The sequence below is a fragment of the Actinomadura macra NBRC 14102 genome (genome assembly GCF_001552215.1).
GTDB classification, from domain to species: Bacteria; Actinomycetota; Actinomycetes; order Streptosporangiales; family Streptosporangiaceae; genus Spirillospora; species Spirillospora macra.
The window spans coordinates 111,791-123,579 of the sequence record NZ_BCQT01000019.1 but is presented as its reverse complement, the minus strand read 5'-3'; the positions used below and the strand labels follow the sequence as shown (position 1 = coordinate 123,579).

Here is an 11,789-nt window from a genome sequence, read left to right as displayed (position 1 = left end):
GGACGCGCGTCCCCCATGGGAGGGACGCCGGGCCGGCGCGGCGCACGCGACAATGGCGTGCGTGGCGGACAACGGCGCGGACGCGCGGCCGGGGCCGGGACCGGCGGTCCGGCCGAAGGGGCGGTATGGGGCGGTGGCGTCGTGGGGGGTGTGGCCGGGATGGTGGCGGGTGGCGGGGGTGTGCCTGGCGGTGGCGGGCGTGGTCGAGGCGGCGCAGCGCAAGGGTGATTCGGGTGTGGTGCTGCCGTTGGTGATCCTGCTCGACCTGTGCGCGACGCTGCCGCTGGTCCTGGCCCGCGACCATGCCCTCGCCGCCGCCGTCACGATCACCGTCGCGGTGGTCCCGGCGTCGGCGCTGCACCGCGGGCCCGCGGTCGCCGGGCTCCTCGCCCTGGTCGTCGTGTGGACGGTCGTGGTCCGCCGCCGGGTCCGCCGCCGGCGTGCCGAGGCCGCCGAGCGTGATGCCTCCCGCCGTGCGTTCGAGGACACGCTGCTGGAGCACACCGCGCGGGGGGAACGCGCCCGCATCGCCCGGGAGCTGCACGATGTCGTCGCCCACCACATCTCGATGATCTCCGTGCAGGCCGAGACGGCGCGGCTGGCCACCCCGGGGATGCCCGAGGAGGGCGCCAGGCGGCTGCTGGCGATCGGTGACACCGCGCGGACGGCGCTGACGGAGATGCGGCGGCTGCTCGGTGTGCTGCGCGAGGACGCCGGGGCGGAGCCGACGCGCCGCCCGCAGCCGGGCCTGCAACAGCTGCTGGAGCTGGTCGATGAGACCCGCGGCTCCGGTGCCGCGGGCACCCGGTTGATCGTCCGGGGCCGGGTCGCGGCGCTGGACCCCGGCGTGGAGCTCACCGCGTACCGGATCGTTCAGGAGGCGCTGACGAACGCGCGACGGCACGCGCCGGGCGCGGCCGTCGACGTGGAGATCGACTATGCCGGGGAGGCGCTGGTGGTGAGCGTCCGCGACAACGGCCCTGGCCCGCCCCCGGATCACCAGCATGATCAGGAGCATCCGGGCCGCCGGGACGACGGCGGGCGCGGCGCGGGCCCCGGGGCGGGGCACGGGCTGCTGGGGATGCGCGAACGCGCGGCGGCCATGGGCGGCGACCTGCGGACCGGGCCGGGGCCGGTCGGCGGGTTCCTGGTCCAGGCGACGCTGCCGGTGGCGCCCGCCGAGGAGGGGACGCTGCCGTGAGCGCGCCGGTGCGGATCGTGGTGGCCGACGACCAGGAGGTCGTCCGCGCGGGGTTCAGCGCGCTCCTGGGCACCCAGCCGGACCTGTCGGTCATCGGCGCCGTCGCCGACGGCGCGGCCGCGGTGGCGGCGTGCCGCGAGCACGGACCCGACGTGGTGCTGATGGACGTGCGGATGCCGGTGATGGACGGCATCGAGGCCACCCGCCGGATCGCCGCGGCCGACCAGGCGCCGCGGGTGCTGATGTTGACCACCTTCGACCTGGACGAGCACGTCTACGACGCGCTCGTCGCGGGCGCCAGCGGGTTCCTGCTCAAGGACGTGACGGCCGAGCGGCTGTTCGACGCGGTGCGGGTCGTCGCGGCGGGGGAGGCGCTGCTGGCCCCGGCGGTGACCCGCCGGTTGATCGGGGAGTTCGCGCGGCTGCGGCCCCGGCCGCCGTCAGAGGTGCTGGAGTCGCTGGAGGCGCTGACGCCGCGCGAGACCGACGTGCTGCGGTTGATCGCCGAGGGGCTGACCAACGCGGAGATCGCCGCGCGGCTGGTGGTGGGGGAGCAGACCGTCAAGACCCACGTCAGCCGTGTCCTGCGCAAGCTGGGCCTGCGTGACCGGGTCCAGGCGGTGGTGGCGGCCTATGAGAGCGGGCTGGTGCTGCCCCGTCTCGGCCGTTGAGACGCCCGGTCGCGGGCCCTTCTGCTGTCCCGCCGAGGCCGGGGCCGCGAGACAGGGAAGGGCCCGCACCGCCCCTGTCGGCGGTGCGGGCCCGTCCTCGAAGTTCCCGGTCGGTGCGGGTCAGCCGGTCATGCCGACTTTCTGCGTCCCGCGCGCAGGATCTCCAGGCGCTCGGCGAGGACTTCCTCCAGGTCCTCGACGGTGCGCCGTTCCATGAGCATGTCCCAGTGGGTGCGTGGCGGCTTCCCCTTCTTGGCTTGGGGTAGCTCGCCGTCCACTCGCAGGGCCGCGGCGCCGCAGCTGCGGCAGTCCCAGGTCATCGGCACCTCTGCCTCGGCTGCGAGCGTCACGGTGAACCGGTGTCCCTTGGTACAGGTGTAGTCCACCTCTTGCCGAGGGGCCAGATCGGTGTTGCGATCGTTCTCGTAGCTCGTCGCTCCGAGTCGGGTGCCGCGAAGTGCGCGCTCGGCCATCGTCAAGTGCCTCCCAGACGGCTTGCGGTCTTGCCCTGACCAACGCTGATAACCCCGACAAGATTCCCTGTACCGGAGGGATCCAACCCTGTCGTTTCCGGCCGCACCGGGCCGTCCGGGGGAGACCTTCCGGACGGGGCGCTATCTACGGGTGGTGAGCACCTCGTCGATCAGCCCGTACTCTCTGGCTTCGGCGGCGGTGAAAAAGCGGTCGCGGTCCAGGTCGCGGCGGACGGTCGCGGCGTCGCGTCCGGTCGCCTCGGCCACGATCGCCTCCGTCTGCTCGCGCAGCCGCAGCACCTCCCGGGCTTGGATTTCCAGATCGCTGGATTGGCCGCGGGAGACCTCGATCGCCGGTTCGTGCAGCAGGATCCGGGAGCGGACGAGAGCGGCGCGCTTGCCGGGGGCGCCGGCCGCCAGCAGGATCGCCGCCGCCGACCCGGCCTGCCCGACGCAGGTGGTCTCGATCTCCGGGCGGATGAACTGCATGGTGTCGTGGATCGCCATCATCGCGGTGAGCGACCCTCCGGGCGAGTTGATGTAGAGGGCGATGGGACGGTCGGGGTCCATGCCTTCCAGCGCGATCAGCTGCGCGGTGACGTCGTTGGCGCTGGTGTCGTCGACGGGCGTGCCCAGGAAGATGATGCGGTCCTCGAACAGCTTGTTGTAGGGGGTCATCTCCTTCAGTCCGTACGACGTCCGCTCCACGAAGGAGGGGAGGACGTAGCGGCCTTCGGCCCGCATCAGGATCCGACCCGGTCGGTGGTGTCGATGACGTGGTCGACCAGGCCGTACTCGCGGGCCTGCTCGGCGGTGAACCAGCGGTCGCGGTCCCCGTCGGCCTCGATCCGCTCCAGCGGCTGCCCGGTGTGGAACGCGGTCCGTTCGGCGAGGGTGCGCTTGAGGTACAGCGACTGCTCGGCCTGGATCTTGATGTCGGAGGCGGTGCCGCCGATGCCGCCGTGCGGCTGGTGCATCATCACCCGGGCGTGCCGCAGCGCGTACCGCTTGCCGGCGGTGCCGGCGCACAGCAGGGTCTGCGCCATCGAGGCGGCCATGCCCATCGCGACCGTGGAGATGTCGTTGGGCACGAACTGCATCATGTCGTAGATCGCCATCCCGGCGTCCACGACGCCGCCGGGAGAGTTGACGTACAGGGTGATGTCGCGGCGGGCGTCTTGCGCGGCGAGCAGCAGCAACTGCGCGTTCACCCGGTTGGCGATCTCGTCGTCGATCTCTGAGCCGAGGAACACGATCCGCTGCGCGAGCAGCCGTTCGTACAGCTGCGCGTCGGCGAGCCGGGGGGCTTCTGCGACCTTGGCCCAGGACCTGCCCACGTACGTCTCCGGCCGTGCCGCGGGCGGGTTCCCCTCGGGTGCCTCGAACCCCGCTGTGCCGAATCCCGCTGGGCCGGATCCCGGTCGGTCGAACATGGCGCCTCCTTGAAATGATCTGTACAGAGCGTACGCTATGTACATGTGCGGAGCGTACATCCGCCGCCCGGGAGGGACCAGGAAAGTTCGCTATACGATGAACAGCGTGGAAAAGCCGGTGACGGAGGCACGCAAGGAGTTCGCCGACCTGGTGAACCGGGTGGCCTACACGGGTGAGCGTGTAGCGCTGACCCGTCGCGGGAAGATCATGGCCGCCCTGGTCTCGGCGGAGGACCTGGAGCTGCTGGAGAGCCTGCGCGCCGGGAGGTTGGACCTGAGCCAGGCGGGCCCGGTCGCCCAGCCCGCCGACCGCTCCCAGCCCGGTCCGCTGCGGATCGCGGCCGAGTACCGCCCAGGTGGCCCGCCACGCCCCCCCGGCTTCGGCCGCTGATCTCTCGCTGCGGCGCGTGACGCGCCACCCCGTCACTTACTTTGTAAAGGTAGGGGGCGGTGGTCCTGCGGTGGCCGTCAATCGTCCTGGGGGATATCGGGCGAAGTGGGACGGGGCCAGAGGCCGCGGGCCGCCATGACGTGGCGGAGGGTGACCAGTTCGTCGGTCATGATGCCGTCGATGCCGAGGTCGAGGAGGCGCTGCATGGCGGGGGCGTCGTTGACGGTCCAGGCGTGGACCTTCAGGCCGAGTTCGTGGGCCTGGGTGATGAACGCCTCGGTGACGAACGGGACGGGCCCCAGGCCGTAGGGGACCTGGGCGCAGGCGACGCCGGTGGCGGCGAGGCGGACGAGTTTGGCGGTGGGCCCGCCGTAGGACTTGGCGCGCAGGGCCATCAGGCCGCGGGGGCCCAGGGCGGTGCAGACGTCCTGGTCGGTGAACAGGGGGAGCCGGGCGCGCATCTGCGCGAGGCGACGCGTGGAGAAGGAGGTGATGCACACCCGGTGCCAGGCGTTGGTGCGGTGCAGCGCCTTGGCCAGGGGCCCGATGACGGGGGCGTCCTTGAGGTCGATGTTGACGCGGGCGGCGGGGAAGGAGCCGAGGACGTCCTCCAGCCGGGGGATGGGCTCGGTGCCGCCGATGCGGGCCTTGGCGACCTCGGTGTAGGGGAGGCGGGCGATCGCGCCGGCGCGGTCGGTGACGCGGTCCAGGGTGCGGTCGTGGAAGGCGACGACGACGCCGTCGGCGGTGGCGTGCGCGTCGGTCTCGAGGTAGCGGTAGCCGAGATCGCAGGCGCGCTGGAAGGCGGCCATGGAGTTCTCGGGGCGGCCGCCGGCGCCGCCGCGGTGGGCGAAGGGGATGGGGCCGGGATGGTCGAGGAACTCGTACGAGCGGCGCACCCCTCCGATTATGTCGGACCCCCGAAACCATCGGGACCTTACTATGTAAAGCGCGGGGGTGGTGTTACCGTCGACGCCCCGACGATCACCAGGAGGAACCCGGCGATGGCCACAGTGGACGAGTATAGGGCGACGTTCGATCTCGTGGACGTCGACGGTGACGGCTACATCACCACGGCCGAGCTGAAGAACCTCATGAGCGCGCTGGGCGAGCGGATCAGCGAGACGCGAGCGGTGGAGGTGGTCGTGGCGGCGGACGCCAACCATGACGGGAAGATCTCCCTGGCGGAGTTCACGGCGCTGATGGAGCGCACCGCCGGCCGGTAGCCCCCGATAGCCCTGGCCGGGGGAGTCTGCTGGGGACGGGTCCCCGCACCGCACGCGAGGGCGTGCGGTGGGGCCGTCTGCGGCTGCGCGGGCGCGGCGCCCGCGCCGTCAGGTGGGCAGGCGCCGCATCTTCAGGACGTTGTCCGTGCGGGTGCCGGGTTGTCCGTCGGGGCGGGTCTGGATGCGTTCGTGTTCCTCGCTGAGCTGGAGTTCCCATTGCTCGCTGGGGAGCCCGAGGGAGAGGTAGACCTCGTCCGGGGTGGGGAAGTGGACGTCGTGGTCGTGGTCGTGCTCCCAGGACGGCCAGCCGGCGTGCCCGACGACGAGGAGGATTCCGCCGGGGGCGACGGCCGCAGCGGCCGACCGTAGGACCTCCTCGCGGGGCAGCAGGTCGCCGGGGGAGTGCAGGAAGTGCGCGGAGACCAGGTCGAAGGTCCCGGCGGGGAAGGATTCGCCGAGGTCGTGCCGCTGGAAGTCGATCCGTCCGGCGACGCCGGCGTCGGCGGCGTGTCGGGCCGCGCGGTCGAGGGCGACGCGGGAGATGTCGGTGGCGGTGACGCGCCATCCGTGCCGGGCGAGCCAGACCGCGTCGGCGCCCTCTCCGCAGCCGAGGTCCAGGGCGATGCCGGGCGGTAGGTCGGTGGTCTCGCGGACCAGGATGGTGTTGGGGTCGCCGCTCCAGATCCGCTCGTGTTCGGCGTAGCGGGCGTCCCAGAACGCGGCACCGGAATCGGTCTGTTCGCTGTGTTCGGTCATCGTTCCTCCTCACGGCTGTGCTCCGCATCATCGGCGCCGCAGCGCCGTTTCGGCGAATCTTGTTGCCGTTCCCGCAAACATCCGAACGTGGCTAGATTGCTAGCATCCTAGCCCCGATGCTAGCGTCGGGTAGTGGGCGATGAGGATGTGAAGCAGTTCAACGTGTATCTGCCGGTCGGGCTGATCAAGCAGGTCAAGCATCAGTCCGTCGAGTCGGGTCTGTCCCTGTCGGCGCTGGTCGCCGAAGCGCTGCGCGCTTACCTCGCCGGCGTCCACGGGCAGCAACAGCAATCGTCGGAGAAGGAGAGATGACATGACGACCGAGGGCATCGAGGCCGTGTTCCTGGAGACCCACAACTGGGGCAAGGCGGCCAAGTTCTTCCAGGCGCTGGGCTTTGAGCTGGAGTTCGCGACCGACCATGCCTCCGGGCTGCTCCGCAACGGGGACGGGCCGTATGTCTTCATCGCCGAGGTTCCCGAAGACCGTGAGCCCGAGGTCCGGCTCGCGCTGAAGGTGCCCGACGCCGACGGGTTCCGCGCGGATCCGTCCGTCGAGGTGGTCACGCCGTTCGAGGAGACCCACTACGGCACCAGGGAGATGACCGTCCGCGATCCCGACGGGCGGCTCTGGAGCCTCCAGGCCCCTGCCAAGAGCTGACGTGAGGGGCGGCCGGGTGGTCCGCTGAACAGGCGGCGTGGCAACCCCTGGGCGGTCCTGCTGACGCTCAGCCTGGGGTTCTTCATGACGCTGCTGGATCTGACGGCCGTCAACGTCGCCATCCCGATGGTGACCGTCGCGATGCACAACGTGGAGCCCCGGGTGGCCGGGGCGGCCTCCGGCGTGCTGAACACCATCCGACAGATCGGCACGATCGTCGGTAGCGCCGCGGTCGGCGCGGTGCTGCAGAGCCGGCTCGCCGTCGCGCTTCAGGACGAGGCGTCCCGGCGGCCCATGGCTCTTCCGGTGGGCGTTCGGGGCGGGCCGGCGCGACGCTGACCGTGCCGCCGGGGCTGGCGCGCCAGATCCATCAGGTGGCGGCGGCCACGTTCGAGCAGGGGTTCGTGCACGCGTTGCGGCCGACGCTTGCACTGCCCATCGCGGTGGTCGCGGTCGGTGCCCTCTCGTGCGCCCTGGTACGTCGCCGGCCGGCCGACGTCCTGGCCGGTGCCGGTGAGCGTCCCGCCGAGCGGTCGCAAGCCCGACCGCCTGATCCTCAGGATCGTCGAGGGGGCGGAGAGGTGGGGGAGGGGTCAGTCGGCCCATTCGCGGCGGCGGGCCTCGGCCAGGGCGATCGCGGTGGCGACGGCGACGTTGAGGGAGCCGACGCGGCCGATCTGGGGGATGTAGGCGACGGTGTCGGCGGCGGCGAGCAGGGCGGGGGAGCAGCCGTGGTCCTCGCCGCCGACGGCGAGGCAGACGTCGCCGGACAGGGGCGCCTCGTGCAGCGGGACGGCGTCGGTGGTCAGCTCGATCGCCACGATCCGCAGGCCCTCCTTGCGGACGGCGGCGGCGGCCTCGGCGGCGGTGCCGGCGTGTTCCCAGGGCAGGAGCCGTTCGGTGCCGAGGGCGGTCTTGGCGACGTTGCGGTGGGTGGGGGGTGTGGCGTTGCCGGCGAGCCAGAGGTGTTCGACGCCGAAGGCGGCGGCGCTGCGGATGATGGAGCCGGTGTTGAACGGCTGGGTAACCGATTCGACGAGCAGTCCGAGGCGCGCGCCGGTGCGGCGGCGCCAGTCGCGGTTGAGGCGTTTGACGTCGGTGGGGCGCAGTTGCCGGCGTCCCTGCGCGGGGTCGGGGGTGCTCATCGGGGTGCTCCTTGGGGGGTGCCTTCCGCGCGGAGGGAGACGCGCAGGACGCGGTAGGCGGACCGGGACGCGATCCGTTCGGCGGGCAGTCCCTGGGTGTCCAGCCAGCGTTGCAGGGAGTCCGAGCCGAGGTGCTTCTGGACGACGAGGTGGGCGGTGCCGCCGGGGGACAGGCGGGGGAGCCAGGCCAGGAGGAGGTCGTGGAGGGCGGCCTTGCCGATACGGATCGGTGGGTTGGACCAGATCGCGTCGAAGCGCAGGCCGGGGTCGATCCCGTCCGCCAAGCTGAACTTTACATTGTCAAGCCCGGCGGCGGTGGCATTACCTTCCGCCAATTCCAAAGCCCGCTGATTGACATCCAAACCCCATACGCTCGCCTGCGGCGAGCGGCGGGCCATGGTGAGGGCGATAGGGCCGTATCCGCAGCCGAGGTCGAGGAGGTTCCCGGTCGGCGGGGGAGGGGGGACGGTTTCCAGCAGGATGCGGGTGCCGGGGTCGACGCGGTCGGGGGAGAACATGCCGCTGTCGGTCTGGAGCCGCAGGTGCAGGTCGGGCAGGACGAGGTCGATGGTGCGGCGGCGTCCGGCCGCGGTGGGCCGTTCGGCGAAGTAGTGTTCCCCCACGTCGGCCGACCGTATCAGCGTCCGGGAGGTCCCGGCGCCACGATACGGGCGGTCAGGGCAGGCGCGAGAACCAGGCGAGGGACGCGCCGCCGGCGGCGAGCGCGAACAGCAGCGCCAGGCCGGTGTAGCGGGCGGCGACGTCGCGGTGCTCGGTCTTGAAGCCGAGGGAGCTGCCGATGTTGGCGTAGACGTCGTCGAGCTGCCCGGCGTCGGCGGCCTCGTACGCCTTGCCCTGGGTGCTGTCGGCGAGGGTCTTGAGGGTCTCCTTGTTGACCGACACGCTGGTGGTCTCGCCCTCGATGTCGACGGTGCCGTAGGGGGTGCCGAACGCGATGGTGGAGACGGGGACGTGGGCGGCGCGGCTGGCGTCGACGGCTTCCTGGACGGTGCGTCCGGTGGTGTTGTCCCCATCGGACAGCAGCACGATGTGGGCGGGCGGCGGGTCCTGGCTGGCCTGGGCGTCGAAGGAGCGGATGCCCTGCAGGGAGGTGAAGACGGCTTCGCCGATGGCGGTGCGTTTGGCCAGGACGAGCTGGTCGAGGGAGGCGATGGCGGCGTCGCGGTCGGCGGTCGGCGCGGCGACGAGGTTGGCGTTGCCGGCGAAGGACACGACGCCGACGTTGAAGCGGGACGGTAGTTCGCGGATGAAGGTCTTGGCGGCGCTCTTGGCGGCGTCGAAGCGGGAGGGGGCGACGTCGCGGGCCATCATCGACAGGGAGACGTCGACGGCGACCATGATGGTGGCGCGGTCACGGGGGACCTTGACGGAGGTCGCAGGCCGCGCGAACCCGACCATCATCAGGACGATCATGATGAGGAACAGGGCGGCGGCGACGTGCCGGCGCCAGCCGGGGCGTTTGGGGGCGACCTGCGACAGCAGCGCGAGGTTGGTGAACCGGACGGCGTACTTGCGGCGGCGCATCTGCAGCAGCAGGTAGGTGGCGGCGAGCAGCGGGGCCAGGATCAGCAGCCAGAGGCGTTCGGGTGACAGGAAGGTCATGGGCGCGCTCCGGCGGTGGTGACGGCTCGTCCGGCCGCGCGGCGCTGGCGGAGGGCAAAACGGGCGATGTCGGTGATCCAGTCGCGGTCGGTGCGCAGGACGAGGTGGTGGGCGCCACTGCGGCGCAGCGCGGCGCGGGTGCGGTCGCGTTGGGCGGCGGCCGCGGCGGCGTAGCGTTCGCGGACGCGGCGGTTGAGGACGATCTCGTGGACGGCGCCGGTCTCGGGGTCGCTCATCTCGATGAGGCCGACGTCGGGGAGGTCGAGTTCACGGGGGTCGATGATCTCGATGGCGAGGACCTGGTGGCGGGCGGACAGGCGGCGCAGGGGACGTTCCCAGGGCGGCTGGAGGTGTCCGTCGGGCTGTGCGGTGCCGCCGCCGGGGTCGTCGAGGGGCGCGAGGAAGTCGGAGATGATCACGCGGAGGCCGCGGCGGGTCTGGCCGCGGTCCAGGGAGGTGATGGCGGCGGCGAGGTCGCCGTGGGGGGTGGTGCCGTGCGACAGGCCGGCGCGGGCGCCGGTCATGGTGGTCTCGCCGGTGGCGGTGCCGGTGGTGGGGGCGTCCAGGACGGCCTGCAGGAGGGCGTACATGGCGGCTTTGCCGGTGCGGGCGGGGCGGCGGCGTAGTCCGTCGCGGTGCAGCAGGTAGGCGCCGGCGCGGTCGCCGAGGCGGACGGTGAGGAATCCGACGGCGGCGAGCGCGGCGGCGGCGAGGTCGCGTTTGACCAGGGTGTCGGTGCCGAAGTCCATGCTGGGGGTGAGGTCGACCAGGGACCAGGCTTCGAGTTCGTGGTCGGCGATGAGGTCGCGGACGTGGGGGGTGGTGGTGCGGGCGGTGACGGCCCAGTCCATGTGGCGGACGTCGTCCTCGCCGGGCTGGTAGACGCGGGCTTCGGCGAGTTCGGTGCCGGGCCCGGGCAGCAGGCCGAGGTGTTCGCCGTTGAGGAGGCCGTCCAGGCGGCGGGTGACCTGGAGTTCGAGGCGCCGCAGGGTCCGTTCGGGGGCGAGTTGGGCGAGTTTCGCGCCGCGGCGCGGGCCAGGTGGGTCCGCCGTGTCGGGGGGTGGGGGCGGCGCGTAGTGGGGTGCGGGGCGGCGGCTCATGCGGTGGTCACCGCCGCTGCTCCGTGGTTCCAGACCACGCGGGGCGGGGGGACGGCGGTGAGGATCTGGGTGACGACGTCGCCGGGGTCGATGCCGTCGGCGAGGGCGTCGAAGGTGAGGACGAGGCGGTGGGCGATGACGTCGCGGGCGACGGCGCGGACGTCGTCGGGCAGGACGTAGTCGCGGCCCGACAGCAGGGCCAGGGCGCGGGCGGCGGCGACCAGGCCGAGGGTGGCGCGGGGGCTGGCGCCGATCTCGATGACGGTGCGCAGGTCGGGCAGGCGGTACTGGTCGGGTTCGCGGGTGGCCATGACGAGGCGGACGATGTAGTCGGCGATGAGTTCGTGGACGGAGACCTCTTCGGCGGCGCGTTGGAGGCCGGCGAGGCGTGTGGTGTCCAGGAGGGGGGTGGCCTCGGGTGGGTCGACGCTCATCCGCTGGAGGATCTGGAGTTCCTCGTGGGCGGCGGGGTGGTGGACGTCGATCTTCATGAGGAAGCGGTCGCGTTGGGCTTCGGGGAGGGGGTAGACGCCTTCGGATTCGATGGGGTTCTGGGTGGCCAGGACGATGAAGGGGCGGGGGAGGGGGTAGGTGTTGCCGCCGAGGGAGACCTGGCGTTCGGCCATGACCTCCAGGAGGGCGGACTGGACCTTGGCGGGGGCGCGGTTGATCTCGTCGGCGAGGACGAAGTTGACGAAGACGGGGCCGAGTTCGACGTCGAACTGTTCGGTGGAGGGGTGGTAGATGCGGGTGCCGACGATGTCGGAGGGGACGAGGTCGGGGGTGAACTGCAGGCGGGCGAAGGTGCCGCCGACGACGCGGGCGAGGGTGCCGACGGCGAGGGTCTTGGCGACGCCGGGGACGCCTTCGATGAGGCAGTGGCCGTGGGCGAGGAGCGCGACGACCATCCGTTCGACCATGTGTTCCTGGCCGACGATGACCTTTTTGACCTCGGTGACGGTGCTCTGCAGCTGGGCCGCGGCCTCGTCGACATCGTGCGCGGCGATGGTCATCTGGTGTCCCTCGGTGTCCTCGGGTGTGCGGGCGGGCGCCTTCTGACCCTACGCGATCACTTGTACCCGTTCGTGCCGGATACCTGCGTGTCGGAGGTG

Annotated in this window: 17 protein-coding genes; 7 read left to right on the top strand and 10 right to left on the bottom strand. The window is 72.0% G+C overall.

Features of this window, described 5'->3' with window-relative positions; all coding sequences use genetic code 11:
• The first annotated feature begins 61 nt into the window (after nt 1-61).
• Both AMA02S_RS30265 and AMA02S_RS30260 read left to right on the top strand, forming a co-directional pair.
• A complete protein-coding gene (locus tag AMA02S_RS30265) occupies nt 62-1,201 on the top strand; it encodes a sensor histidine kinase (RefSeq protein WP_218005166.1) in 1,140 nt (379 codons plus the stop codon).
• Nucleotides 1,198-1,872, top strand: a complete 675-nt coding sequence (locus AMA02S_RS30260) for a response regulator (protein WP_067464941.1) — start codon at nt 1,198-1,200, stop codon at nt 1,870-1,872. Before AMA02S_RS30265 ends, AMA02S_RS30260 begins: the two co-directional genes overlap by 4 nt.
• A gap of 128 nt (nt 1,873-2,000) precedes the next feature.
• On the opposite strand, the gene AMA02S_RS30255 is transcribed toward AMA02S_RS30260, so the two are convergent.
• The 3 genes from AMA02S_RS30255 to AMA02S_RS30245 all read right to left on the bottom strand — a co-directional run bounded on the left by AMA02S_RS30255 (nt 2,001) and on the right by AMA02S_RS30245 (nt 3,778).
• Nucleotides 2,001-2,345 carry an RNA polymerase-binding protein RbpA gene (locus tag AMA02S_RS30255; RefSeq protein WP_067464938.1) on the bottom strand — a complete coding sequence of 115 codons (345 nt, stop codon included), beginning with the start codon at nt 2,343-2,345 and terminating at the stop codon, nt 2,001-2,003.
• Between the two features lie 141 nt (nt 2,346-2,486).
• Nucleotides 2,487-3,089: an ATP-dependent Clp protease proteolytic subunit gene (locus tag AMA02S_RS30250; protein ID WP_067464935.1), complete on the bottom strand. Its 603-nt coding sequence runs from the start codon at nt 3,087-3,089 to the stop codon at nt 2,487-2,489.
• Nucleotides 3,089-3,778, bottom strand: coding sequence for a ClpP family protease (locus AMA02S_RS30245; RefSeq protein ID WP_084265746.1), 690 nt, complete (start codon nt 3,776-3,778; stop codon nt 3,089-3,091). Before AMA02S_RS30245 ends, AMA02S_RS30250 begins: the two co-directional genes overlap by 1 nt.
• Before the next feature lie 106 nt (nt 3,779-3,884).
• On the opposite strand from AMA02S_RS30245, the gene AMA02S_RS30240 reads away from it, so the two are divergent.
• The gene (locus tag AMA02S_RS30240; protein WP_218005165.1) at nt 3,885-4,169 is read left to right on the top strand and encodes a type II toxin-antitoxin system Phd/YefM family antitoxin; all 285 of its coding nucleotides are present in this window, start codon (nt 3,885-3,887) and stop codon (nt 4,167-4,169) included.
• A 77-nt stretch (nt 4,170-4,246) separates the two neighbouring features.
• Here the strand turns inward: AMA02S_RS30240 and AMA02S_RS30235 are convergent, their stop codons facing one another.
• Nucleotides 4,247-5,068 carry a glycerophosphodiester phosphodiesterase family protein gene (locus AMA02S_RS30235; protein WP_067464928.1) on the bottom strand — a complete coding sequence of 274 codons (822 nt, stop codon included), beginning with the start codon at nt 5,066-5,068 and terminating at the stop codon, nt 4,247-4,249.
• A gap of 105 nt (nt 5,069-5,173) precedes the next feature.
• Between AMA02S_RS30235 and AMA02S_RS30230 the strand changes: the two genes are divergently transcribed.
• The gene (locus tag AMA02S_RS30230; RefSeq protein WP_067464924.1) at nt 5,174-5,395 is read left to right on the top strand and encodes an EF-hand domain-containing protein; all 222 of its coding nucleotides are present in this window, start codon (nt 5,174-5,176) and stop codon (nt 5,393-5,395) included.
• A gap of 108 nt (nt 5,396-5,503) precedes the next feature.
• Here the strand turns inward: AMA02S_RS30230 and AMA02S_RS30225 are convergent, their stop codons facing one another.
• Nucleotides 5,504-6,151, bottom strand: a complete 648-nt coding sequence (locus AMA02S_RS30225; protein ID WP_067464921.1) for a class I SAM-dependent methyltransferase — start codon at nt 6,149-6,151, stop codon at nt 5,504-5,506.
• 132 nt (nt 6,152-6,283) lie between these two features.
• Here AMA02S_RS30225 and AMA02S_RS30220 point away from each other — a divergent pair, with 132 nt between their 5' ends.
• The 3 genes from AMA02S_RS30220 (at nt 6,284) to AMA02S_RS43650 (ending at nt 7,148) form a co-directional block, all read left to right on the top strand.
• On the top strand, nt 6,284-6,463 hold the full coding sequence (locus tag AMA02S_RS30220) for a ribbon-helix-helix domain-containing protein (protein ID WP_067464918.1): 180 nt from the start codon (nt 6,284-6,286) through the stop codon (nt 6,461-6,463).
• Nucleotide 6,464: 1 nt separating this feature from the next.
• On the top strand, nt 6,465-6,809 hold the full coding sequence (locus AMA02S_RS30215) for a VOC family protein (protein WP_067464915.1): 345 nt from the start codon (nt 6,465-6,467) through the stop codon (nt 6,807-6,809).
• An 84-nt stretch (nt 6,810-6,893) separates the two neighbouring features.
• Nucleotides 6,894-7,148, top strand: a complete 255-nt coding sequence (locus tag AMA02S_RS43650; protein ID WP_067464912.1) for a hypothetical protein — start codon at nt 6,894-6,896, stop codon at nt 7,146-7,148.
• Between the two features lie 254 nt (nt 7,149-7,402).
• On the opposite strand, the gene AMA02S_RS30205 is transcribed toward AMA02S_RS43650, so the two are convergent.
• The 5 genes from AMA02S_RS30205 to AMA02S_RS30185 are packed head-to-tail and all read right to left on the bottom strand — an operon-like array spanning nt 7,403 to nt 11,690.
• Nucleotides 7,403-7,954 (bottom strand): TrmH family RNA methyltransferase, encoded by a 552-nt coding sequence (locus AMA02S_RS30205; RefSeq protein ID WP_067464909.1) that lies wholly within the window; start codon nt 7,952-7,954, stop codon nt 7,403-7,405.
• Complete coding sequence (locus AMA02S_RS30200; RefSeq protein ID WP_067464906.1) at nt 7,951-8,577, bottom strand: class I SAM-dependent methyltransferase; 627 nt, start codon at nt 8,575-8,577, stop codon at nt 7,951-7,953. Before AMA02S_RS30200 ends, AMA02S_RS30205 begins: the two co-directional genes overlap by 4 nt.
• Nucleotides 8,578-8,629: 52 nt before the next feature.
• On the bottom strand, nt 8,630-9,577 hold the full coding sequence (locus AMA02S_RS30195; protein WP_067464903.1) for a VWA domain-containing protein: 948 nt from the start codon (nt 9,575-9,577) through the stop codon (nt 8,630-8,632).
• The gene (locus tag AMA02S_RS30190; RefSeq protein ID WP_084265745.1) at nt 9,574-10,677 is read right to left on the bottom strand and encodes a DUF58 domain-containing protein; all 1,104 of its coding nucleotides are present in this window, start codon (nt 10,675-10,677) and stop codon (nt 9,574-9,576) included. Before AMA02S_RS30190 ends, AMA02S_RS30195 begins: the two co-directional genes overlap by 4 nt.
• On the bottom strand, nt 10,674-11,690 hold the full coding sequence (locus AMA02S_RS30185; RefSeq protein WP_067464900.1) for an AAA family ATPase: 1,017 nt from the start codon (nt 11,688-11,690) through the stop codon (nt 10,674-10,676). The genes AMA02S_RS30190 and AMA02S_RS30185 overlap by 4 nt, the downstream gene beginning before the upstream one ends.
• Nucleotides 11,691-11,789: the final 99 nt, after the last annotated feature.

Excerpts from the sequence above, each read along its gene's own strand:
- AMA02S_RS30215 (WP_067464915.1), top strand. The coding sequence starts at position 6,465 with ATGACGACCGAGGGCATCGAGGCCGTGTTCCTGGAGACCCACAACTGG.
- AMA02S_RS30250 (WP_067464935.1), bottom strand. The coding sequence starts at position 3,089 with ATGCGGGCCGAAGGCCGCTACGTCCTCCCCTCCTTCGTGGAGCGGACG.
- AMA02S_RS30185 (WP_067464900.1), bottom strand. The coding sequence starts at position 11,690 with ATGACCATCGCCGCGCACGATGTCGACGAGGCCGCGGCCCAGCTGCAG.
- AMA02S_RS30230 (WP_067464924.1), top strand. The coding sequence starts at position 5,174 with ATGGCCACAGTGGACGAGTATAGGGCGACGTTCGATCTCGTGGACGTC.
- AMA02S_RS30225 (WP_067464921.1), bottom strand. The coding sequence starts at position 6,151 with ATGACCGAACACAGCGAACAGACCGATTCCGGTGCCGCGTTCTGGGAC.
- AMA02S_RS43650 (WP_067464912.1), top strand. The coding sequence starts at position 6,894 with ATGACGCTGCTGGATCTGACGGCCGTCAACGTCGCCATCCCGATGGTG.
- AMA02S_RS30255 (WP_067464938.1), bottom strand. The coding sequence starts at position 2,345 with ATGGCCGAGCGCGCACTTCGCGGCACCCGACTCGGAGCGACGAGCTAC.
- AMA02S_RS30190 (WP_084265745.1), bottom strand. The coding sequence starts at position 10,677 with ATGAGCCGCCGCCCCGCACCCCACTACGCGCCGCCCCCACCCCCCGAC.
- AMA02S_RS30195 (WP_067464903.1), bottom strand. The coding sequence starts at position 9,577 with ATGACCTTCCTGTCACCCGAACGCCTCTGGCTGCTGATCCTGGCCCCG.
- AMA02S_RS30205 (WP_067464909.1), bottom strand. The coding sequence starts at position 7,954 with ATGAGCACCCCCGACCCCGCGCAGGGACGCCGGCAACTGCGCCCCACC.
- AMA02S_RS30245 (WP_084265746.1), bottom strand. The coding sequence starts at position 3,778 with ATGTTCGACCGACCGGGATCCGGCCCAGCGGGATTCGGCACAGCGGGG.